The 20,516-nt window shown below is 73.4% G+C and carries 21 protein-coding genes; 13 read left to right on the plus strand and 8 right to left on the minus strand.

The genetic code is table 11. The annotated features are described in order from the left end of the window. The first annotated feature begins 18 nt into the window (after positions 1-18). Positions 19-2,244 carry a N,N-dimethylformamidase beta subunit family domain-containing protein gene (locus tag QI554_RS00115; protein WP_281464387.1) on the plus strand — a complete coding sequence of 742 codons (2,226 nt, stop codon included), beginning with the start codon at positions 19-21 and terminating at the stop codon, positions 2,242-2,244. A gap of 3 nt (positions 2,245-2,247) precedes the next feature. On the opposite strand, the gene QI554_RS00120 is transcribed toward QI554_RS00115, so the two are convergent. After that, positions 2,248-2,595 (minus strand): avidin-fold protein, encoded by a 348-nt coding sequence (locus QI554_RS00120; RefSeq protein WP_281464389.1) that lies wholly within the window; start codon positions 2,593-2,595, stop codon positions 2,248-2,250. 155 nt (positions 2,596-2,750) lie between these two features. On the opposite strand from QI554_RS00120, the gene QI554_RS00125 reads away from it, so the two are divergent. Then, complete coding sequence (locus tag QI554_RS00125; RefSeq protein WP_281464390.1) at positions 2,751-3,107, plus strand: DUF6204 family protein; 357 nt, start codon at positions 2,751-2,753, stop codon at positions 3,105-3,107. 91 nt (positions 3,108-3,198) lie between these two features. Here QI554_RS00125 and QI554_RS00130 read toward each other — a convergent pair whose 3' ends face one another. Beyond that, entirely contained in the window at positions 3,199-4,419 is a 1,221-nt protein-coding gene (locus QI554_RS00130) for a trans-sulfuration enzyme family protein (protein WP_281464392.1), read from the minus strand. A gap of 99 nt (positions 4,420-4,518) precedes the next feature. Here QI554_RS00130 and QI554_RS00135 point away from each other — a divergent pair, with 99 nt between their 5' ends. Together QI554_RS00135 and QI554_RS00140 are read left to right on the plus strand one after the other, a co-directional pair. Further along, on the plus strand, positions 4,519-5,034 hold the full coding sequence (locus tag QI554_RS00135) for an Lrp/AsnC family transcriptional regulator (RefSeq protein ID WP_281464394.1): 516 nt from the start codon (positions 4,519-4,521) through the stop codon (positions 5,032-5,034). 96 nt (positions 5,035-5,130) lie between these two features. Then, the gene (locus QI554_RS00140; protein ID WP_281464396.1) at positions 5,131-6,456 is read left to right on the plus strand and encodes an MFS transporter; all 1,326 of its coding nucleotides are present in this window, start codon (positions 5,131-5,133) and stop codon (positions 6,454-6,456) included. Between the two features lie 88 nt (positions 6,457-6,544). On the opposite strand, the gene QI554_RS00145 is transcribed toward QI554_RS00140, so the two are convergent. Both QI554_RS00145 and QI554_RS00150 read right to left on the minus strand, forming a co-directional pair. Continuing rightward, on the minus strand, positions 6,545-7,132 hold the full coding sequence (locus tag QI554_RS00145; protein ID WP_281464398.1) for a flavodoxin family protein: 588 nt from the start codon (positions 7,130-7,132) through the stop codon (positions 6,545-6,547). Further along, a complete protein-coding gene (locus tag QI554_RS00150; protein WP_281464400.1) occupies positions 7,129-8,052 on the minus strand; it encodes an alpha/beta fold hydrolase in 924 nt (307 codons plus the stop codon). The genes QI554_RS00145 and QI554_RS00150 overlap by 4 nt, the downstream gene beginning before the upstream one ends. Positions 8,053-8,188: 136 nt before the next feature. On the opposite strand from QI554_RS00150, the gene QI554_RS00155 reads away from it, so the two are divergent. Further along, positions 8,189-8,812 carry a TetR/AcrR family transcriptional regulator gene (locus QI554_RS00155; RefSeq protein ID WP_281464402.1) on the plus strand — a complete coding sequence of 208 codons (624 nt, stop codon included), beginning with the start codon at positions 8,189-8,191 and terminating at the stop codon, positions 8,810-8,812. A 35-nt stretch (positions 8,813-8,847) separates the two neighbouring features. Here the strand turns inward: QI554_RS00155 and QI554_RS00160 are convergent, their stop codons facing one another. Both QI554_RS00160 and QI554_RS00165 read right to left on the minus strand, forming a co-directional pair. Next, complete coding sequence (locus tag QI554_RS00160; RefSeq protein ID WP_281464403.1) at positions 8,848-11,229, minus strand: FtsX-like permease family protein; 2,382 nt, start codon at positions 11,227-11,229, stop codon at positions 8,848-8,850. Continuing rightward, positions 11,226-12,026 (minus strand): ABC transporter ATP-binding protein, encoded by an 801-nt coding sequence (locus QI554_RS00165; protein ID WP_281464405.1) that lies wholly within the window; start codon positions 12,024-12,026, stop codon positions 11,226-11,228. Before QI554_RS00165 ends, QI554_RS00160 begins: the two co-directional genes overlap by 4 nt. A 160-nt stretch (positions 12,027-12,186) precedes the next feature. On the opposite strand from QI554_RS00165, the gene QI554_RS00170 reads away from it, so the two are divergent. From QI554_RS00170 to QI554_RS00205, 8 genes are all read left to right on the plus strand, one after another. Beyond that, a complete protein-coding gene (locus QI554_RS00170) occupies positions 12,187-13,548 on the plus strand; it encodes a sensor histidine kinase (RefSeq protein WP_281464407.1) in 1,362 nt (453 codons plus the stop codon). Next, complete coding sequence (locus QI554_RS00175) at positions 13,545-14,297, plus strand: response regulator (RefSeq protein WP_281464410.1); 753 nt, start codon at positions 13,545-13,547, stop codon at positions 14,295-14,297. Before QI554_RS00170 ends, QI554_RS00175 begins: the two co-directional genes overlap by 4 nt. Positions 14,298-14,368: 71 nt before the next feature. Beyond that, a complete protein-coding gene (locus QI554_RS00180; RefSeq protein WP_281464411.1) occupies positions 14,369-14,740 on the plus strand; it encodes a hypothetical protein in 372 nt (123 codons plus the stop codon). 58 nt (positions 14,741-14,798) lie between these two features. Then, the gene (locus tag QI554_RS00185; protein ID WP_281464412.1) at positions 14,799-15,533 is read left to right on the plus strand and encodes a phytanoyl-CoA dioxygenase family protein; all 735 of its coding nucleotides are present in this window, start codon (positions 14,799-14,801) and stop codon (positions 15,531-15,533) included. Positions 15,534-15,725: 192 nt separating this feature from the next. Next, on the plus strand, positions 15,726-16,142 hold the full coding sequence (locus QI554_RS00190) for an SAV_915 family protein (protein ID WP_281464413.1): 417 nt from the start codon (positions 15,726-15,728) through the stop codon (positions 16,140-16,142). A gap of 68 nt (positions 16,143-16,210) precedes the next feature. Continuing rightward, the gene (lysA, locus tag QI554_RS00195; RefSeq protein WP_281464430.1) at positions 16,211-17,524 is read left to right on the plus strand and encodes a diaminopimelate decarboxylase; all 1,314 of its coding nucleotides are present in this window, start codon (positions 16,211-16,213) and stop codon (positions 17,522-17,524) included. Positions 17,525-17,656: 132 nt separating this feature from the next. Further along, positions 17,657-18,514, plus strand: coding sequence for a hypothetical protein (locus tag QI554_RS00200; protein ID WP_281464414.1), 858 nt, complete (start codon positions 17,657-17,659; stop codon positions 18,512-18,514). 182 nt (positions 18,515-18,696) lie between these two features. Next, positions 18,697-18,882, plus strand: coding sequence for a hypothetical protein (locus QI554_RS00205; RefSeq protein WP_281464415.1), 186 nt, complete (start codon positions 18,697-18,699; stop codon positions 18,880-18,882). Positions 18,883-18,949: 67 nt separating this feature from the next. On the opposite strand, the gene QI554_RS00210 is transcribed toward QI554_RS00205, so the two are convergent. Further along, positions 18,950-19,855: a hypothetical protein gene (locus QI554_RS00210; protein ID WP_281464416.1), complete on the minus strand. Its 906-nt coding sequence runs from the start codon at positions 19,853-19,855 to the stop codon at positions 18,950-18,952. Continuing rightward, positions 19,852-20,439, minus strand: a complete 588-nt coding sequence (locus tag QI554_RS00215; RefSeq protein WP_281464417.1) for a SigE family RNA polymerase sigma factor — start codon at positions 20,437-20,439, stop codon at positions 19,852-19,854. The genes QI554_RS00210 and QI554_RS00215 overlap by 4 nt, the downstream gene beginning before the upstream one ends. Positions 20,440-20,516 lie beyond the last annotated feature (77 nt).

The raw sequence follows: 20,516 nt of genomic DNA on the forward strand, positions 1-20,516 counted from the left end.
TCGGTTAGGTTGCCCGGCATGTCACCAACCGGCCGCCTCCGATCCGTCCCCCGCGCCGCCGTGAACGACGCGACGCGGGACGCCGGGAGCGCCGGGTTCACCCGCCGACGCGTACTCCAGGGCGCGACGGCGCTCGCCGGTGCCGCGCTGCTGCCGGGCGGCCGCGCCGCCGCGGCATCGGAGGCCCCGGACTCGGCGGATCCGGAGCAGAGCCAGCTCCGGATGATCCCGGGAGGGAACGGGACCATCTACAGCCAGCAGGCCGACGGGCGGCTGCTGTGGTTCCGGCACGTGGGACGGCAGCAGGGAACCGTGCGGTGGGCGGCTCCCACAGGCCGTGAGATCGGCAGAGGTTGGCAGCAGTACACGCACGTAATGGCCTCGGCCGACGGGCAGTTGTTCGGCCTGTGCGGCGACGGCAGCCTGGTGTGGCACAAGTACGTCCTGACCGACGAGCAGTCAGGCGACGGGCACTGGCACCCCGGCAGCGGCAACGTCGTCCACCGCGGCTTCGGCGGCTACAGCTACGTCTTCGGCGGCTGGCAGGGCGTCTGCTATGCGGTCGACCCGGACGGCGACCTCCACTGGTTCAAGTACCTCGCCGGCGACGGCACCGACGCGGCCGGCTCCTGGGCGAACGACGGAAAGGGCACGCGGATCGCGACCGGCCGCCGCGACTACGACCTCCATTTCGCCGACCAGGACGGCGTGATCTACGGGGTGCGGCACGGCGCTTCCCTCGACTGGTTCAGGTACACGGCGGGCGACGGCACGAACGGACCCGGCGCCTGGGCCAACGACGGCCGCCCGATCCGGATCGGCGACGGCTGGGAGTGGGGCTCGTGCGTCGAACGCTTCGCCGACGCCGGCTCGCTCTACTGCGTCTGGATCGACCGCCGGGTTCCGGCGGGCCCCGACCACGAGCTGCGCTGGTACGGGCTGTCCAACTGGCGCACCGTCGACAAGGACCGGCGGCCCCTCTGGGCCAACGGGAACGGCGCCCTCGTCGGGACCGGGTTCACGGTGACCCGTACCGCGAACCTCCAGGGCTACGCCGACCGGTGGTCGGTCGCCAACGGCCAGTCCCTGGCCGTCTCGGTCTCGTCGTCCTTCGACCGCTACCAGGCCACCGTGCTGCGGCTCGACGGCCCCCTGACCGCCGGCGCCGCGCCCGACACCGCGAACAGCCGGGTCGTGTCCGGGCCGACGGCCCACGCCGGACGGCTGCGGAAACTCCCCGCGGACTACCGGGCCCGTGGATGCGGATGGCCGCACGAGTTCTCCGTTACCGTCGCCGACGACTGGCGGTCGGGCTTCCACGTCGTGCAACTCACCGGGGACCGCGGCCTGCGCAGCTACGTCCCGTTCGTGGTGCGGCCGCCGAAACCCGTGGCCAAGGTCGCGGTGATGCTGCCGTTCCTCACCCACAGCGCGTACAACCACTGGGGCGGGCACTTCCAGTACAGCTGGGACGCGTACCCCCACCGCCGCACGCACACGATGCTGCGGCCGTTCGCCAACGCCTACATCGAACCGCCCGGGCACATGGACGTGCGGTTCTACGGCGACCTCCTGCTCCTGCGGTGGCTGGCGGACAACGACGTCGCCTACGACTGCTACCAGGACCTCGACCTCCACAACGACGGTGCCTGGCTGGGCGGTTACAAGGCGCTGGTCCTGGCCTCCCACCCCGAGTACTGGACCGCGGCCATGCGCTCCCGGCTGGAGGCGTACCTCACCGCCGGCGGCCGGGTGATCTACACCGGCGGCAACGCCATGTACGAACGCGTCGAGCCCACCGAGGACGGCACCGCCCTGACGCACCGCAACGAGCGCGGAGACCGGTGGCTGTGGCGCGACCAGGGCAAACTCGAGAAGAACATCTTCGGCGTCGCCTACAACGGAGCGTCCTTCATGGAGTTCGCCCCGTACGAGGTGCTCGCAGAGCACCCCTTCCTCGCCGGCACCGGCCTGAAGCCCGGCGCCCGCTTCGGCCACACCGGCTACAACTTCGCCGCGAGCGGCTGGGAGGTCGACACCACCGACGTCAACGGCCCCGCCCTCCCAGGCGTCCACCGGATCGCCCACGGCACGCAGAAAGGAGGCTCCCACATGGTCCTCTTCGACCGAGGCAACGGCGGATGGGTGTTCGCCGCAGGCTCCCTCTCCTTCAACGGCGCCCTCGCCCACGACCGAGCCATGTCCACCCTCCTACACAACGCCCTCCACGCAGCCGTCCAATAGCCCCTACGCCGAAGCCGGGGACTCCTCGACGGTGCTGGTGCCGGTGCCGGGGCGGGATTCCCATTCCCAGGTTTCGGTCATGCGCAGGCGGCCGTCGGGGAGTTCGGTGAGGGTGGAGCGGCAGTGGCCCGAGGAGGTTTCGCCTGCGGCGTTGAGTTGGACGTAGCGGAAGTCGATCGTGTCACCGTCGCGCGTCCCGACGAGGTGACCGCGGACGATGTCCCCGCCCGCGTAGTCGGCCCACACGACCCCGTCGGCCTCGTGGTAGCTGAAGGCCGTTCCCGCGTCGACCTCCCCGAGCTCGGCGCGGCCGTGGGGGACGAAGACCCTGCCGTCGAGTGAGGGTGCCATGGGTGGTCCTTTCGCGCATTCGTCCAGGCGGTACGCCGTGAATCTAGTCGGGGGCCGGCGGGCCGGCGTCGTGGGGACGGGCGTGCGCGGCGGTCGTCCTGGTGGCGCGGGAAACCCGTTGGATCGGGGGTGGGGGGCGCGGTTAGGGTCGGCGGATGAGTACTCGTACCTTTCGTGTCATGGTCCGCGGGGTTTTCGACGGGCTGACCGAGGCGCAGCGGGCCGAGCTGTTGGCGGGGGCCGCGGAGCACGACGTGTTGCGGGCGGCGTTCACGGCCGAGGGGCAGATGACGTACGACGTCGCCGTGCGGCCCGCGTTCGCGTTCCGGTTCCTGGACACGGGGGAGGCCGAGGAGGACATCCTCCTGGCGACCGAGCGGGGCGAGGCGGCCGCGCGGGCGTGGTTGGAGGAGCGCGGGTACGGGTTCAAGAACCTGCGGGTGAGTGCCGAGGACCTGTCGCTCGCGCCGTTGTCGAAGCGCCAGCGTCAGGCGGCCGCGCGAGGCGTGTGACGGGTTGTGGGACAGGGGCGCGCCCTCCGGCGGATCTCGGAGGGCGCGCCCCTGGACTTCGGGTGCGGTCGGGTCGCGTTCCCGCGTGGGGTCAGCGGGCTGCCACCGGGATGCCGCTCGTGGTGGCGTGGATGCGCGTACCGCTCTGGCCGAGAGCCTGGTCGAGGTCGGCGATGAGGTCCTCGTGGTCCTCCAGGCCGATGGACAGTCGGACGAGGTCGGCGGTGGGCCGGGCCTCCGCCGCGACCGGGCGGTGGGTGAGGGCCGCCGGGTGCTGGATCAGGGAGTCGACGCCGCCCAGCGAGACCGCGTGGGTGAAGAGCTTCACCGAGGACGTGACCCGCAGCGCCTGGTCGTAGCCGCCGCGCAGGCGGATGGCGAGCATCGCGCCGGGGCCGCGCATCTGGCGGCCGACGAGGCCGGAAGGGTCGTCGAGCCCGGGGTAGTGGACGCGCGCGACGTCCGGGTGGGTGGCGAGCCAGGCCGCGATGCGGCGGGCGCCGTCCTGCTGGGCGCGGACGCGGATCGGGAGCGTCGCGAGTCCGCGGTGCACGAGGTACGCGCCGAGCGGGTGCAGCAGGGCGCCGGTGACGGCCCGGACCCGGCGCAGCGCGGCGGCGTGTTCGGTGCCGCACGCCACGATGCCGGCGACGACGTCGCCGTGTCCGCCGAGGTACTTGGTGGCGCTGTGCAGGACGAGCGCGGCGCCGGCGTCGACGGGGTTCTGCAGGATCGGCGTGGCGAACGTGTTGTCGACCAGCACCGGTACGTCGCCCGCGGCGGTGACGGCGGCGCGGATGTCGACGAGGTCGAGGGTCGGGTTCGCCGGCGTCTCCAGGACCACGAGCGCGGTGTCGGGCCGCAGCGACGCGGTGATCTCGTCGGGCGCGCAGAACGTGGTCTCGACGCCGAGCAGCCCGGAGGCCAGCAGGTGGTCGGTGCCGCCGTACATCGGCCGGACCGCCACGACGTGCCGCTTGCCGGTGCCGCCGGTGAGCGCGAGGACGGTCGCGGTGAGCGCGGCCATGCCGGACGAGAACGCCACGGCCTCCTCGGCGTGCTCGAGCCGGGCGAGGGCGGATTCGAGGCGCGCCACGGTCGGGTTCCACAGGCGCTGGTAGACGGAGCCGCCTTCGGGGAGCGGGGCGCCGCCGGTGGCCATCGACTCGTACGACATGCCGCCCGCCTCGATGTCGGGGAGCGGGTTCGTGGAGGACAGGTCGATGGGGAGCGCGTGCACGCCAAGCGCAGTCAAGTCCTCGCGACCGGCGTGGACGGCTATGGAGTCGAGCTGCAGAAAAGGCGAGGTCATGGGCACAATGTGCGCCTGATCCGCAGATTATGGCAACAATGGCCGAAGCTTCTGCGGGCAGACGCCGATACTGATGAAGAATCCCCAAGGAGGTGGCCCGTGGCAGGCCAGCCGCCGAAGAAAACGCAGCCCGCCCCCGTGGCGTCCGCCACCCCCGGCGGGCTCGACGGCACCGACCTGGCGATCCTCGCGGCCCTGGTCGAGGACGGTCGGATGACGAACGCCGCGCTCGCCGCCCGCGTCGGCGTGGCCGAGTCGACGTGCACGTACCGCGTGCGCGCGCTGCGCCAGTCCGGTGTCATCGAGAGCATCAACGCGCGCCTGAACCTGGCCGCGCTCGGCCATCCCATCAACGCGATCATCAAGGTCCGGCTCGGCAGCCACAGCCGCGACCTGGTGCGCGCGCTGTACGACAACCTCGTCAAGGTGCCGGGCGCGCTGTCGGTGCTGCACATGGCGGGCGACGACGACTTCCTGCTGCACGTGGCGGTCGCGAGCCCCGAGAAACTGCGCGACCTCATCCTCGAACACGTGACCGTCCACCCGGTGGTCCGGCAGACGGAGACCCAACTGGTGTTCGAGGTCCGCGACGGCTGCGGCGTCCTGAAGCAGTAGCCGCGCGGCCTCCGCGGGACGGTCCGTACGTCCTCCGCAGGATGGTCCGGGCTTCACTGACACAGGACGGCAGTGGACCTCCGGAGACTTGCCGTCATGACACCCCTCGCCGGACCTCCCGCCGCGCCCGCCACCACCGCGCGCCGGGTCGAACGCCCCCTGATGGCCGCCGCGTTCGTCACCGCCCTCGGCAACAACGTGCAGCTGATCGCCGGGGCGCTGCTCCTGGTGCGCGGCGAGCGGACGATGATGGCGGTCGGCTGGCTGTTCGTGGCCGTCGCCGCCCCGCAGGCGCTGCTGTCGCCGTTGTTCGGGCGCGTCGCGGACCGGTACGACCGCCGCACGCTGTGGATCGCGTGCGACGCGGCGAGCGCCGCCGTCGCGCTCGCGCTGCCGTTCTGGCTGGCGTACGGCGGCCGCCAGGACGCGGGCATCTACGCCACCACGTTCGCGCTGTCCGTCGTCAGCGCGCTGCACTTCCCGGTCAGCAACAGCCTGGTGAAGGAGCGCGTCGCCGCTGACGCGCTGCGCCGGTTCAGCGGGACGTACGAGATGGCCATGCAGGCCGGCATGCTGCTCTCCGCGACCGTCGGCGGCCTCGCGCTGCAGTGGCTCGGCATCACCCCGCTGCTGGTCTTCAACGCCGCCACCTTCGTGGTGTCGGCGTTGTTCGTCGCGGTCCTGCCGCGCCGCCGGGAGCGGCCGCGGGTCGAGGAGCACGCCGAGGAGGGCGCGGGCGGGCGGCGCGCCTCGGGGCCGATGGTGTTGGGGATGATCCTGCTGTACGCGCAGGGCAGCGTGCTGGTCACCGTGTTCAACGCGTTGCTGCCGAAGTTCGTGATCGGCGAACTCGGTTACGGCAGTGCGGTGTTCGGTGTGGTCGACGCCGTCGGCAGCCTGGCGTTCGTGGCGGCGGCGGTGCTGTACCGCGTCCTCGCGCGGCGTACGTCGGACCTGCGGATCGCCGTCGTGGGCTTCCTCGCGTGCGACGTCGCGCTTGCAGTGCAGGGCCAGTTCGGTATCGCTGTCCTCGTGGTCGGTGTCGGCGTCGGCGCGTTGGTGTTCGGCCCGGCCCGCATCGCGACCCGCAGCATGCTGCTGGCGTCGGTCGACGAGGCGGGCGCGGGACGGGCGTTCGGCCTCGCGAACGGCTTCGGGCTGGCCGCGACGATCGCCGTCATGATGGGCGTCGCGCAGCTGACCGACCACACCAGCGCGCGGTACGGCTTCGCGGCCGTCGCGGCGATCGGTGCCCTGACGACGGCCGCGCCGGCGCTGTTGCTGATGCGGCTGCGGGCACGGGAGCGCGCGGCCGGGTCCGCAACCGGGGCCGGGGCCGGCACGCGGCTTGCGCCCGCGACCACCGACGGGCGCGCCGCCACCTGCCCCAACGAGCCGGCGGAGCCGGCCGCGGCGGGCTGAGCCAAGGCGGCGCCGCGCACGGGCCGGGCCCGCCGCCCATAGGGAGACTCGGCGGCGAGCCCGGCGCTTCACGGCCGCTGACCGTACGTCAGGCGGCGGCCGGCTGCGGGAGGTGGCGGGTCCGCGCGGCCTGCCCCGCCACCCGTACGCCCAGGTGCCGTGCCGTGGCCAGGTCCGACGGGTGCGCCGCCTCCGGGCCCTCGTCCCCGTTGGACTGCGCGGCAGCGCCCAGCCAGAACCCGAGCCGGTTCAGGTCGAACTCGGAGGCCAGGCTGCTGTTCCAGCCCGGCAGCAGGCCGAGGCTGACCCACACCATGCCGTGCTGCGCGGCGAACAGGTTGAGCGACTGCAGGGCGTGCAGCTTGTCGCCGGACTTGGCACCGGAGTTGACGAAGCCGCCCGCGAGCTTGCCGTTCCACTCCTGGTTCTTCCAACGTCCGCTGGTCTGCTCCATGAACGCCTTGAACTTCGCGGCGATGTCGCCCAGGTACGTCGGCGAGCCGAAGACGATGGCGTCGGCCTCGTCGAGCGCGAGCCAGTCCTCCTCGGTGAGGGCGTCCACCGCGACGAGGTGCGTGCGGGTGCCGGGCACGGACGCCGCGCCCTCCTCGACGGCGGCGGCGAAGCGCGCGGTGTGGCCGAAGCCGCTGAAGTACGCGATGGCGACGGTGTTCACAGTCGGTCCCCCTTCTGGGCAGGGCTGTCGATGTCGGTGAGGAAGGCGGCGACGAGCGGCGCGATCTCGGGCAGGCACTCCTCGAGCGCGAAGTGCCCGGTGTCGAAGACGTGGACGGCGGCGTCGGGGACGTCGCGCAGGAACGCGTGCGCGCCCGCCTCGGGGAAGAACGCGTCGTTGCGGCCCCACAGGACGAGCGTCGGCGGCCGGTGCTCGCGCAGCCACGCCTGCCACGCCGGGTAGGCGGCGATGTTGCTGTGGTAGTCCAACGCCAGCTGGATCTGGGCGTGTTCGCGCCCCGGCCGGTCGAGGAAGTGCTGGTCGAGCGTCCAGCCGTCGGGCGAGACGAGCTCGGGGTCGGCGGTGCCGCCCTCGTACTGGCCGCGGGTGACGGGGAGCGTGAGGATGCCGCGCACGCGGTCCTCGGCGCCGGGCACGCCGGGCCGGTTCGCGGCGGTGTCGCGCGCCAGCTGGGACAGCCCCTCGTCGTACGCGTTGGCGTTCTGGACGACGAGGCCGCTGATCCACTCGGGCCGGCGCAGCGCGACGCGGAACCCGACGGGCCCGCCGAAGTCGAACATGTAGACGGCGAAGCGGGTCAGGCCGACGGCCTCGACGAAGCCCTCGACGACGTCGGCGAGTGCGTCGAACGAATAGGTGAAGCCGTCCGGCGCCTCGGTGTGCCCGAAGCCGGGGTAGTCGGGGGCGACGACCCGGAACGCGGTGCCGAGGACGTCGATGAGGCGGCGGAACTGCTGGGATCCGGACGGGAATCCGTGCAGCAGCAGGAGAGCGGGCGCGTCGGCGGGCCCGGCCTCGCGGTAGAAGACGCGGACGTCGCCGACGTCGGCGAAGCGGTGCCTGACCTGGGGGACCGGCGGTATCCGGACGGGTGAAAGGGTGCTCGGGGCGGTGCTCATGAACGGGTCTCCGGGCAGGGTGCGGCGGCGCACCGGGCAGGGTGCGCGGACAGGAATGAGCTCGGATAGGCCATCCGGCCAACTAACGCGAATGGCTTTGCGTTACGCTGAGATCCTCGCAGGAGGTCGACCACTAATGCAAGAGCACTCTCATTTGGCGGGCACCCGGCGGCCCGGCGGACGCACCGCGCGCACCCAGGCCGCGGTCTACGACGCGCTCATGGCCGAGCTGGCCGAGTCCGGCTACGGCGGCACCAGCGTCGAGAAGATCGCGGCCCGCGCGTCCGTCGCGCCGTCCACCGTCTACCGGCGCTGGGGCAACCTCGAGGGCATCGTCCTCAGCCTCGTCGGCGACATGACGCGCGACGTCGACGTCCCCGACACCGGCGACCTCGAGGCCGACCTGCTCGCCCTCGCCCGGGTGATCGTCGGCCTGCTCGGCCACCCCGTCCAGGGCACGCTCCTCGACTCGATCGTGGCGGCCGCCACCCGCGACCAGGCCGCGCGGGACACCCTCCGCGCCGAGATGCTCGGCCGCGTCAAACGAACCTCGGTCATCGTCGAACACGCCGTCCAACGCGGCGAGGTGCCCGAGGACACCGACACCTGGGAGGTGATCCGCCTGATGGCCGCGCCGCTGTACTACCGCGCCTACATCACTCGCGAGCCCCTGGCCGACGCCGACGCCCAACAGGCGGCCACGGTGGCCGCGTTCGCCGCCAAGGCGGGCATCGTACGCAAGCGCCCCGACCCGTCCTGACGGGCGGTCGGGGCGCCTGCGCCGAACGATCCGGGCTACTCCACCCGCAGGGCCGTCGCCGTGCGGGATTTGGCGGCCCAGGTCGCCGGGGCCAGGGCGCCGGCGACGGCCAGGAGCAGGCCCGCGCCCGTCAGCAGGGTGTAGGGGAGCACGCCGTAGACGTCCAACATCGATTCGGGCAACCGTAGTTGCGCGGTGTCCGCCATGTGCGGCACGACCACGTCGTGGAGGGCGACGCCCAGCGGGATGCCCGCGAGGCCGCCGACCAGGCCCAGGGCGGCGACGGACGTCACGACCATGGCGAGCGTCTGGGCGGGCGTCATGCCCAGGGACTTCAACACGCCGATGTCACGGGCCCGTTCGCGCGTGTTGAGCAGTACCGTGTTGAACACGCCCAGCCCCGCCACGACCGCGAGGATCAGGGTGAGCAGCGCGGCCAGCGCCAGCATCACAACGATGGTGCCGTTGGTGGAGTCGTGCACGAACACGGCTCCGGGCGACGATCCGAACACCGGGTCCGTGGCGATCCGGTTGGCGTACGCACGGGCGCTCGCACCCGGCCGCAGCTGGATCTGGAACGTGTCGGGGCGAGCCGACGAGCCCGCCGCGGCGAGCGTGGCCGCGTCCGCGAACACCCGGTTCTCCGACGTCACGAACACCTCGCCGACGATCCGCGCCACGGTGCGCCGGCCGTCGATCTCCAGCGTCATCGAGTCGCCGACCTCGAGCGCGCTCGCGCGCAGGAACGGCGTGGGCGCGACGACCTCCCCGGCCCCGGCGAACCAGCGGCCGGACACCAGCGGATACCCCAGCCACGACGAATCACCGCTGTACGCATCGATGTTCACCGGCTCCGTACGCCCCGGAACCGCCGCGACCACGTGTGCGACGCCGGTGAACCGCGCCGTGTCCGCGTCCGCGCGCAGCACCGCCGCCAGCGCGTCCGGGTCCGCGTCCGGGTCCGCAGAAGGCTGCGCCTCGGGCACGCCCCGAGACGGCGCCGGACCGCGCATGACGCCGTCGTCCCCGACCGGCACCCCCACATGAGCCTCGACCTGCACGACGCCGTCCCGCTCCAGCCCGTGTTCGGCCCGCTCCAGCGACTGCGTGAGACCGTACGCGAATGTTACCGCCGCCGACCCCAACAGCAGCGCCACCAGTGTCATCGCGGTACGCGCCGGGCGGGCGAACGGCGTCGCCAGCCCCATGCCCACCGCCCGCGGCAGCCGCGACCGCCCCAACCACCGGTGCGCCCGGAACCCGCGCCCGACCTTCGGCGCCCTCCCGCTGCTGATGGCCCGCGCCGCTGGAAGCCGCCCCGCGCGCACCGCCGGCACGATCGCCGCCACGCCGACCGCGAGCAGGACCGCGGCCGGGACCAACGTGTCCGCCCACCACGCCACCCCCGGGACTTCGGGCACCGCGAACGACGTCGCCGTGTCCGCGAGCAGCGGCAGCGCCAGCACATGCCCGACGACCGCGCCCAGCACCGCGCCGACCGCCGCGGGCAGCATCATCTGCGCCACGTACACACCGCCGACCTGACGCGGCGTGAATCCGAGCGCATTGAACACCCCGATGCGCTGGTAGCCCGCGACCACCGCGCCGCTGACGACGTTCGCGACGATCAGCACCGACATCACGATGCCCAGCACACTGAACGCGGTCACGAACGGCAGCACCAGGCTCGCCGTGTCCCCGGACCGCTGCCGGGCCTCCCGGTACGACGCCGCGCCCAGCACCGCGTCGGCCGGCAGCGCCGCCCGCACCGCGTCCACTCCCGCGCGCACGGCCGCGTCGGTGCCGGAGCTCGCGAACCGGTACAGCACCTGGAACGTCGGGGTGCCGCCCAGGGCCGTCACCTGCTCGGGCACGGTCCACGCCCCCGCGCTGCCCGTGACCGACGACGCGAGGCCGACCACGGTCAGGTCGACTCCGCCGACGCGCACCCGGTCGCCGACCTGGACGCTGCCCCGGTCGCCCTGCTCACGCGACAGCACGACCTCGCCCGGCGCGCGGGCCCAGCGCCCGGAGTGCACGACGACATGGTCGACGGGGCCGCCTGAATCGGAGCGTCCGACGACCGAGACCGACGGCGCCGCGCGCATCGGGGGGCCGCCCGGGGACTCGACCGGCGCCGACACCATGGGGTACGGCCCGCCCATCGCCGTCACGCCCGGGGCCGCCGCGGTCGCCCGTACCTGCTCGGCCGTCGCCTTGGCCGCGTCGACGGCGACCGTGGCGTGCGCGCCGCGCAGCCGCGCGACGGCCCGGTCGAACGGCGAATGCGACGCGACCATCAGCGCGGCCGACAGCACCGTGGTGGCGGTGGACAGCAGCACGACCATCGCGACCACGACGGTCTGCGCGCGCTTGCGCCGGACGGCCGCGCCGACCGCCCGCAGTACGGCCCTCATCGGGGGATCTCCGTGCGGGAGCCGTGCCTCGGCGCCGCGTCGGCCTCCGATGCGAAAACCTCGCGTTCGGTGGGCCGGTGATCGTCCGTCAGCCGACCGTCCACCATGTGCACCACCCGGTGCGCACAGTGCCGCGCCAGCGCCGGATCGTGCGTCACCAGCAGCAACGCCTGCCCGTCGCGGTTGAGTTCGGCCAGCAGCTCCATGATGTGCTGCCCGGTCGCCGAATCCACCGCGCCCGTCGGCTCGTCCGCCAGCAGCAGCGGAGGCCGGTTCATCAACGCGCGTGCGATCGCGACACGTTGCCGCTCGCCGCCCGACAGACGCGACGGGTACGCGTCGGCGCGGTCGGCGATGCCCAGGTAGCCGAGCAGCTCGTCGGCCCGTGCCCGTGCCGCCCGCGCGGACATCCCACCGAGCCGGGCCGGCATCAGCACGTTGTCCACGGCGGTCAGGTCGTCCAACAGGTGGAAGAACTGGAAGACCATGCCCACGCGTTCGCGGCGGAAGCGGGCCAGCCGGGTCTCCGACAGGCCGGCCAGCGGCGTGCCCGCGACCGTCACCGCGCCCGACGTGGGGCGGTCCAGGCCCGCGACCACGTTCAGCAGCGTCGACTTGCCGCTGCCGGACGGGCCCATCACGGCCACCGCCTCCCCGGGACGGACGGTCAGGTCCACCGCGTCCAACGCGGCCGGGCCGGCCTCGCCGTAGCGCTTGCTCACGGCCTCGAGCCGGATCACGTCGGAGCCGAGCTCCGTCGGGCCCGCAGCGGGTCCCGTAAAGGTGTCTGCAGTCATGCCGCGGACGCTAGGCGCGTGCCCCCCACGCGGTCGTCGCCGCAGCGCGCCAACCGCCGTCCCCCGCCGGGGTGACCGCGCGGCGGATAGCTCCTGCGAGGGACGCGTGCCGCCCCGCCGGATGATGCGCCCCTTACGCCGCCTCCATGACAATTGCTGGGTGACGACGAATCCGCACGCCTCCCCGGCCGATCCATGGGGCGGGCCCGACGAGGCCGACCCGGAGGGCCTGACGGCGCCCGACCGGCCCGCGTCACTGCGGCGTACCGTCGCCGAACGCCTGCGCACGCCGGGCCCGTGGGGCGGAGACGGGCTGCTCGCGCTCTTCGTGTTCGGCGCGCAGATCGGGATGGCGCTCCACGGCGACGGCCCGCGCGGCGGAGACGCCCCGATGCGCGCCATCACCGACCCGGTCCTGATCGCCAACCACGACGGGCCCGAGCTCTTCGACTTCGCCGTCATGGCGGCGCTCTCGCTCCCGCTCGCGTGGCGGCGCACCCAGCCGGTCGCCGTGTTCGGCTTCCTGCTCGGCGTCGTCGTGCTGCGCCCGCCCCGCGATCTCAGCGCTCTCGTCATCGCCGCACTGCTGATCGGCGGCTACACCGTCGCGGCGCACCATCGCCGACGGTCCACCGCCGTCGTGGTGTTCGTGGTCTCGTCGCTCCTGCTCGCGGTCAAGTTCCCGGGCGGCAGCGGACCGCCGGGCATGATGGTGTTCGTCATCATGGGCCTGCTGTGGGTCGGCGGCCGCAACATCAGCAACTGGCGAGCCCGCGCCGGAGCGCTGCACGGGCGCGCCCTGCGCGCCGAACGGGAGCGCGAGCTCGCCGTCGCCCAGGAACGCGCCCGCATCGCCCGCGAGTTGCACGACGTCGTCAGCCACAACGTCAGCGTGATGGTCATCCAGTCCGGCGCCGCCCGCAAGATCCTCGGCACCGACCCGGAGGCGGCCACCGAGGCGCTGCGCGCCGTCGAGGCCAGCGGACGAGAGACGATGGCCGAACTACGGCAACTGCTCGGGGTCTTGAACGGCCCGTCAGGCGACGGACCGATCGAAGGCCTGCCCGGTGAACCCGTCGGCACCGACGACGAGTACGCGCCGCCACTCGCCCCGCAACCCGACCTCGCCCGCCTCCCCGCACTCGTCGAACGGGTGCGCGGCGCCGGTCAGGACATCCGCCTCCGCGTCACCGGCGACCCGCGCCCGCTGCCGCCGGGCCTCGAACTCACCGGCTACCGCATCGTCCAGGAGGCGTTGACCAACGCCCTGCGGTACGCGCCGGGCGCGGCGACTTCGGTGCGTGTCCGGTACGACGCCGACAGCCTCCACCTCGACGTCACCGACGACGGCGCCCCGGACGCGCACCGCGGCGAACCCCAGGGCGCGGGCCGGGGACTGATCGGCCTTCAGGAACGCGTGGCCCGGCACGGCGGACACCTCCAGGCCGGCCCGCGCCCCACCGGCGGGTTCCGGGTCCGGGCCTCGATACCGTTCGCGACGACCACCGGAGGAGCGCTGTGACGACGGGGGAGAACACCACGGGGACGACGCCCTCGGCAGACGCGGGCCCGCCCCTGCGGGTGGTCGTCGCCGACGACCAGGCGCTCGTCCGCTCCGGCTTCCGCATGATCCTCAAGGCCGACGGCATCGACGTCGTCGGCGAGGCCGCGACCGGCGAAGAGGCCTGCGCGGCGGTCCGCCGGCACCGCCCCGACGTCGTGCTCATGGACATCCGCATGCCAGACCTCGACGGGCTCGAAGCCACCCGGCGCATCATGGCCGACCCGCCGACCGCACGCGACGGGCGGCCGTGCCGCATCGTCATCCTGACGACCTTCGACCTCGACCGGTACGTCTACGCGGCCCTCAACGCCGGCGCCAGCGGCTTCCTCCTCAAGGACGTCACCCCCGAGCAACTGGTCGCCGCCGTAAGGCTGGTCAGCCAGGGCGACGCCCTCCTCGCCCCGACCATCACCCGCCGCCTGGTGGCCCGCTTCGCCCGCCAGGACCACGCCAAACCGGCCCTGCACCGCGACCTGTCCTCACTCACCCCACGCGAACTCGAAGTCCTGCGCCTGCTGGCGACCGGCCTGAGCAACGCGGAACTCGCCGCGACCCTCACCGTCAGCGTCGAAACGGTCAAGACCCACGTCACCCGAATCCTCGCCAAACTCCAACTCCGCGACCGCGTCCAAGCCGTGGTCCTCGCCTACGAGTCGGCACTGGTCGCCCCGGGCCACGTGGTGGACGCGGCGGTGCCCGAGGGGTGACCGTACCCGTCTCCAACAAGCCTCGCCTCTGGGACAGTTGGAGCGGGGATGCGACGAACGGGGGAGTCACGATGGTGCTGCAACGCTGGCCCGAGGGCCCGGAGGCCGATCCGGTCCTGGCCCGCGAGCGGTACGACAGCGACATGCGGCTCGCGCGCGAGGCCCTGCGCGAAGTGCCTCGCGACATGGCGCGGGACACGCTCGACGTCCCGCTGTGGTTCGCCCACGCGGGCCTCGTGATCGCCGCGGCTGTGCTCACCATCCTCGGCGTGATCTTCCGCCCGCTGGTGCCGGCCCTCGGCGCGCTGGGGCTCGGGACGGTCTTCGCGCTGGTGACCGTCGTCCAGCTGATCCGCCGACGCGGGTGGCGCCGGGCGCTCGGCGATGCGTACCGGGGCACGTTCGGGCTGGCGCTGTATTTCGTTCTGGGCTCGCTCATCTGACCCGGGCCGGGCGGAAAATCCTTGGAAGGCCCACGGCGACGCGGTTTAGCGTGAGGGCGTGATCGTCTCGTCAGGCCAGGTGGCCGAGTTCGCGGAGCGCGGCTATGTGGTGGTTCGCGGTGCCGTCGCGTCCGACACCGTCGCGGCGGTGAACGCCTTCGTCGACCGGCTGCTCGTCGGCGAGCCGCTCGCGTCCGATGTCCGCGGACCTGCCAACCGCTTTCCGCGCACCGAGGAACTGGCGGAGCTGGAGGACCTGGTCGCCACGTCCGTGCTGCCCGCGGCTGAGGCGCTCACCGGTCCCGGCACCCTCGAACTGCCGTGGCAGACGCAGATCGCGCTGAACGTGCCGCCGAACCCGCACCACCCCGGGTGGCACCACCTCGACGGCGTCGGGCCGCATGTCGGTGAGCGGCCCGGTACGTTCACGCTGCTGGCGGGGCTCCTGCTCACCGACCAGACCGCGCCCGACAACGGCAACCTGTGGGTCTGGCCCGGAAGCCACCTCGCGCACGCCCGGTACTTCCGCGAGCACGGCCCCGGGCGACTGGTCGCCGACGGCGGCTATCCGCAGATCGCGCCGAGCGAGCCCGAGCAGGTCCTGGGCGAGGCCGGCGACCTGCTGCTGGCGCACTACCTGCTGGGCCACAACATCGGCGGCAACACCGGTCCGAACGTCCGCCGCGCCGCCTACTGGCGGGTCAAGCGCCACGGGCACGACGACCGTTGGCCGCACGTCATGCAGGACCCGTGGGTCGAGTACGACCCGGTGCGGGAGGTGCCCGGGGCGTAGCGGGGCCGGCTTCCAGCCGCCTGGTCAACGGTGCGTCAGGATGCCCGGATCGGGAGTCAAGATCGCGGTAGGAACACCGTTCCGGCGCGAATCTCCGCTGGTCAGCGGCCTAGCGTCGAAGTGCGGGTCCGGGTGTCTCCGGGCCGGTGCGCCGCTCCGGCGGCGGGCGGTTCGACAGCGTGGAGGCTCGCTGTGTTCACCACCATCAGCTCCGCACCCCTCGGCGACGACCCCGGCGATCCGGGGCGTGGCCGGACCGTGTTGTCGGTGCCGCGGAAGGCGGTCCTGGCCGCCGCGGCGCGGCCCAGGCCGGTGCGGTCGCGGCAGGTCACCGTACGGCCCGACGCGGAGCCTCGCACGCTGGTCGTCCCGGTGCGGGCGTCGGCGGCCGGGGCGGAGGCGGTGCGGTTGTTCCGGGATCCGCTCGGGCGCCGGGTCGCGGTGACGTTCACCAGCGTCGCGCAGCTGCGGAACGTGTGCGGGCCCGGGCAGCGGTGGGTGCGCATGGCCGAGGCCTGCCTGCGCGAGACGCTGGAGGGGCTCGGGGTGGCCGCCGTCGTGCGGGATCCCGGGATGGTCGCGGCGCCGGTGGCGGGTGAGCGGCGATGACCCTCGTCGAACCCACGCCGCGCCGGGCGGCCCACCCGCATCTGGGGCTCGACCCCGACGAGCCCCCCATGGGCCGCAGCGACTGCGGCTCCCCGTGGCCCACGAGCGCCCGGCAGGCCCCCGCCTGCGGGCAGGTCACCGTCGCGGGCGTCGACCTGGCCGAGGCGGCGGAGCGGTTCGGGACGCCGGTGTACGTCCTCGACGAAGGCGAGTTCCGCGACCGGGCCCGCGCCTACCGCGACGCGCTGCCGCACGCCGATGTCGCCTACGCGGCAAAGGCGTTCCTCTCACGCGCCGTGGTGAGGTGGCTGCGCGAGGAGGGCCTGCACCTCGACGTCTGTTCGCGCGCCGAGCTCGAACTCGCCGTCATCGCGGGCTTTCCCGTCGAGCGCCTCATCCTGCACGGCAACGCCAAGAGCCCCGAGGAACTGCGCGAGGCGGTGCGGCTGGGCGTCGGCCGTATCGTCATCGACAACACCGCCGAGATCGCGCGCCTGGTGGCGCTGGTGCCACGTCACGACCGGCAGTCGGTGATGGTGCGCGTCGTCCCCGGCGTCGCCGCGGGTGCGCACCGCGCGATCCGGACCGGCACCGAGGACCAGAAGTTCGGCCTGTCGATCGACCACGGCGACGCCGAGGACGCCCTGGAGCGCGTTCTCGCCCAGCCCCGCCTGCACCTGCTCGGCCTGCACTGCCACCTGGGCTCGCAGATCACCTCGGTACGGCCGTTCCTGGCCGCGATCCCACGCCTGGTCGCGCTGATGGCCCGGATCCGCGACCGGCACGGCGTCGTGCTGCCCGAGCTCGACCTCGGCGGCGGCCACGGCATCGCCTACCACGGCGACGAACCAGCCCTGGAACCACGGGAGTTCGCCGACGACGTCGCCAGGCACCTGCACCGAGCCTGCGTCGAACACGGCCTGTCGGTGCCGAAGTTGGTCGTCGAACCGGGCCGCGCCCTGGTCGGCCCGGCCGGGGTCGCCGTGTACCGCGTGCTCGCCGTCAAGCGCACCGGGTCGCGGGTGTTCGTCGCCGTCGACGGCGGCATGAGCGACAACCCGCGCCCCGCGCTGTACGGCGCGCGTCCGGACATCCGCCTGATCGGCCGCCGCGGGGCCGCGGCCACCCGCCGCGTCACCGTCGTGGGCCGCTTCTGCGAGGCGGGCGACGTCCTGGTCCCGGACGCCGAACTGCCCACGGACGTCCGCCCCGGAGACCTCCTCGCCACCCCGGCGGCCGGGGCGTACCAGATGTCCATGTCGTCGACCTACAACCTCGTGCCCCGTCCGCCGGTCGTCGCGGTGCGCGGCGGCCAGGCACGCGTGCTGCTGCGCCGCGAGACGGTCGCCGACCTCCTGGCGCGCGACCTCGACGCGAACTGAGGCCGGCGGTCGGCCGACCGGGTGAAGTCGCGGTCGCGGCTTGCGCCGCTCGGCCGGATCGGCGTGTCCGGGCCGTGGGCGCGGGGCATCCGTACGCCCGCACGCGTACGTCCCCGACGCCGAGAGGCCGCCATGCCCCACCGCACCCGCATCCCGGCCCTCGCCGCGGCGCTGCTGCTCGGACTCGCCACCACCACCGCGTCCGCCGCCGCACCGGCGACCGCCGCGCCCGGCCACGCCGCGCGGCGGTCGCCCCACACGATCTACAGCGGCGTCTTCAAGGAGGCAAGGCACGGCGAGGTCCTGACGACCGTCGCGACCTGCCCGCCCGGACAGTTCGCCACCGGAGGAGGCAGCTGGAACTACGACTACGACCAGCCCAACACCTTCACCGTCTCGTCGTACGGGGGTGACGACTTCTGGGTCACGCAGGCCAACCAGATCTTCCCCAGCTCCACGACCACGTCGGTGATCTCCGAGGTCGTCTGCTCGCCGGCGCCGCACACCGCCCTGATGGAGCCGGAGGGCGCGGGCGTCGAGATCCCGGCGAACGGCGTGGCCACGCACATCGCCCGGTGCCCGGCCGGGCAGGTGCCGTCAGGCGGCGGACCGCGAACCTCCAACGGCCTCATCCTGACCAGCAGTTCCATCCCGTTCAACGACGGCTGGGCGATCACCGCCAAGAACGTGGACGCCAGTCCGGGCCACCTGTGGGTCAACGTGACGTGCGCGACCGTCCCGCATCCCGTGACCATCGGCCAGACCCAGCAGATCCCGTCCGGCGGACACGTCTCGGCGAAAGCCGACTGCCCGCAGGACCGGGTGCTGACCGGAGGAGGTGTGCAGACCAGCGACGGCTCCGTGTACGTGCGGGACGTCTACCCCAGCGAGGACGCCCAACGCGTGGCCAGATTCTGGGAGGCCCGCGCCGTCAACACCAGCGCCACGCCCCAAACCGTCACGGCCTGGGCCATCTGCACCACCCCCTGACCCGCCGGGCCGCCGACAAACCGCCCGCCTGGACGACGGCGTGAGCGCGAGCCTGTCAGGACCCCGTCAGGGGCCCGCGCCACCGCGTCAACGCGGCGTCAACGCGCCCCTGAACGGCCGTTCCGGTCCGCCGGCGGGCGTAACGTCGCAGGCCTGAACCGCCCGTACGAAGAAGGTCACCCGTGTTCTCCGCGCTGCTCGCCACGCTGTTCGTCCTCGCCGTCGTCGCCCGCGTCTGGGGCACTTGGCGGCTGTCGGTCAGGAACCTGGCTGCCGAGACCCCACCGGTGCCGGAGAGCGCCGAGGTCGCGGAGTACCGCGAGTGGGTGGCCGCCGGACGCACGCTTCGCACCGGGCGCGGAGCCTGAGCCGGCGCGTGGGGCCGGGGGAGGCCCGGCCCCACGCCTGTCGCCGGCGGGTCGGCGGCCGGGCCGGTCACCAGCGCAGTTCGGGGTTGGAGACGAGGGCCTTGAGCTGGTCCTGGGTGACGGGGATCGACTTCAGGTGCGGCGGGTCGGGGTCGAGCTTCTTGCCGTAGCCGATGACCGTCATGGAGACGCTGACCTTGCTGCCGTCGGTGTGGATCGCCGACGCGGTGATGGCGTTCGGGTCGGTGCTCGTGCCCTTGCCCACCTTGACGACGGTGCCGTCGGGGAGCGTTTCGGTGGTGCAGGACGCCCACCAGTGCTCGTCCTGGCCGTTCGGGTGCGGCAGCGTGCCGCACAGCGGGCCGAAGCCCTCGCCGAGGTCCTGGCCCGAGCCCATGAAGGTGACCCGGAGCGTGCCGACCCGTTCTCCGTCGTGCCAGGTGTGGGAGTAGCCGACGTCGTAGTAGGCCGGCGAGTCCAGCCCGCCCGCCGACGGGCCGTTGTTCAGGGTGATGTGCGTGCCCGAGGGGTCGAGCGTGTTCACGATGATCGTGGTGACCCGGGTGCCGTGCTGGTCGAGGACCTGCTGTTCCCGGCGCAGCTGGTCGTCCATCCGCGCCTGCATTTCGGCGGATGTCGTAGGCCGGGCCGAGGGAGGGGCCGACGCGGACGTCGGGCCGGCGGTCGGCGTACCCGACGGGCCGGCCGTCGGCGACGCGGGGGAGGACACCGCGGGCATGGACGTCGTCGGCACACCCGCCGCCTGCTTCGGGGCCGCTCCCAGCACCCCCGACGCCAGCACCGCGACGCCCGCCACCACGGCCACCCCGGTCACCGCCCCGAGCCCGGAGGCCATCCGCCGGCGCCGCCGGGCCCGGCGTCCGGCGCCCAGGATGGCGGCCATGTCGGGCCCGAGGCCCGTGTCGTCCTCGGCGGCCAGCCCCAGGATCTCGCGAACGTCGTGCTCGGTCATGCCACACCTTCCGCCGCGGCCGCGCTCACCAGTCCGCGCAGCCTCATGTCGTCCCAGCCCTCCGCGTGCAACGCCCTGCGCAGTGCCTCGAGCCCGCGCGCGGTCTGGCTCTTGACGGTCCCCTCGGAGCACTCGAGCAGGCGCGCGGTCGCGGCCACGTCGAGGTCGTCGTAGAACCGGAGCACCAGCACCGCCCGCTGCCGGGGCGGCACCCGGGCCAACGCGCTTGCGACGGCGAGGCGGTCGCCGACCCGGCCAGGGGTCTCGTCGTCGACCGTGAGGGTGTCGGGCAGCACGCCGACCGGGTGTTCGCGCTTGCGCCAGCCGCGCCGCGTCTCGTCGAGCAGCGCCGAGACCACGGCCTTGCGCGCGTACGCCTCGAGCGCCTCCTCGCGGCGCAGCCGCGGCCACGCCACGTACAGCCGCACCAGTCCGGCCTGGACGGCGTCCTCGGCCTGCTGCCGGTTGCCGCAGATGAGCCACGCCGTACGGCGCAGCCGGGGCCACGCTATTCGCACGAAGGCGCTGAACTCCTCGTCGGACACCGTGCCCCGGCGTCTGTGTGGCTGGTCGTTGTGCTCCACGGAGCCCCCTCGTCGTCGTGCATGAACGCGATCGAGAGGGTATGCGGTTGCACGGCCGGGCGGGGTTTTCGAAATGC

Origin of the sequence: Yinghuangia seranimata (genome assembly GCF_029953285.1) — a bacterium.
Taxonomy (GTDB): domain Bacteria; phylum Actinomycetota; class Actinomycetes; order Streptomycetales; family Streptomycetaceae; genus Yinghuangia; species Yinghuangia seranimata.

What these genes read in the sequence shown, in the direction of transcription:
- QI554_RS00150 (WP_281464400.1), bottom strand. Translation starts at nt 8,052, where the DNA reads ATGAGCACCGCCCCGAGCACCCTTTCACCCGTCCGGATACCGCCGGTC.
- QI554_RS00115 (WP_281464387.1), top strand. Translation starts at nt 19, where the DNA reads ATGTCACCAACCGGCCGCCTCCGATCCGTCCCCCGCGCCGCCGTGAAC.
- QI554_RS00155 (WP_281464402.1), top strand. Translation starts at nt 8,189, where the DNA reads ATGCAAGAGCACTCTCATTTGGCGGGCACCCGGCGGCCCGGCGGACGC.
- lysA (WP_281464430.1), top strand. Translation starts at nt 16,211, where the DNA reads ATGGGCCGCAGCGACTGCGGCTCCCCGTGGCCCACGAGCGCCCGGCAG.
- QI554_RS00120 (WP_281464389.1), bottom strand. Translation starts at nt 2,595, where the DNA reads ATGGCACCCTCACTCGACGGCAGGGTCTTCGTCCCCCACGGCCGCGCC.
- QI554_RS00200 (WP_281464414.1), top strand. Translation starts at nt 17,657, where the DNA reads ATGCCCCACCGCACCCGCATCCCGGCCCTCGCCGCGGCGCTGCTGCTC.
- QI554_RS00180 (WP_281464411.1), top strand. Translation starts at nt 14,369, where the DNA reads ATGGTGCTGCAACGCTGGCCCGAGGGCCCGGAGGCCGATCCGGTCCTG.
- QI554_RS00165 (WP_281464405.1), bottom strand. Translation starts at nt 12,026, where the DNA reads ATGACTGCAGACACCTTTACGGGACCCGCTGCGGGCCCGACGGAGCTC.
- QI554_RS00140 (WP_281464396.1), top strand. Translation starts at nt 5,131, where the DNA reads ATGACACCCCTCGCCGGACCTCCCGCCGCGCCCGCCACCACCGCGCGC.
- QI554_RS00130 (WP_281464392.1), bottom strand. Translation starts at nt 4,419, where the DNA reads ATGACCTCGCCTTTTCTGCAGCTCGACTCCATAGCCGTCCACGCCGGT.
- QI554_RS00210 (WP_281464416.1), bottom strand. Translation starts at nt 19,855, where the DNA reads ATGACCGAGCACGACGTTCGCGAGATCCTGGGGCTGGCCGCCGAGGAC.
- QI554_RS00125 (WP_281464390.1), top strand. Translation starts at nt 2,751, where the DNA reads ATGAGTACTCGTACCTTTCGTGTCATGGTCCGCGGGGTTTTCGACGGG.
- QI554_RS00160 (WP_281464403.1), bottom strand. Translation starts at nt 11,229, where the DNA reads ATGAGGGCCGTACTGCGGGCGGTCGGCGCGGCCGTCCGGCGCAAGCGC.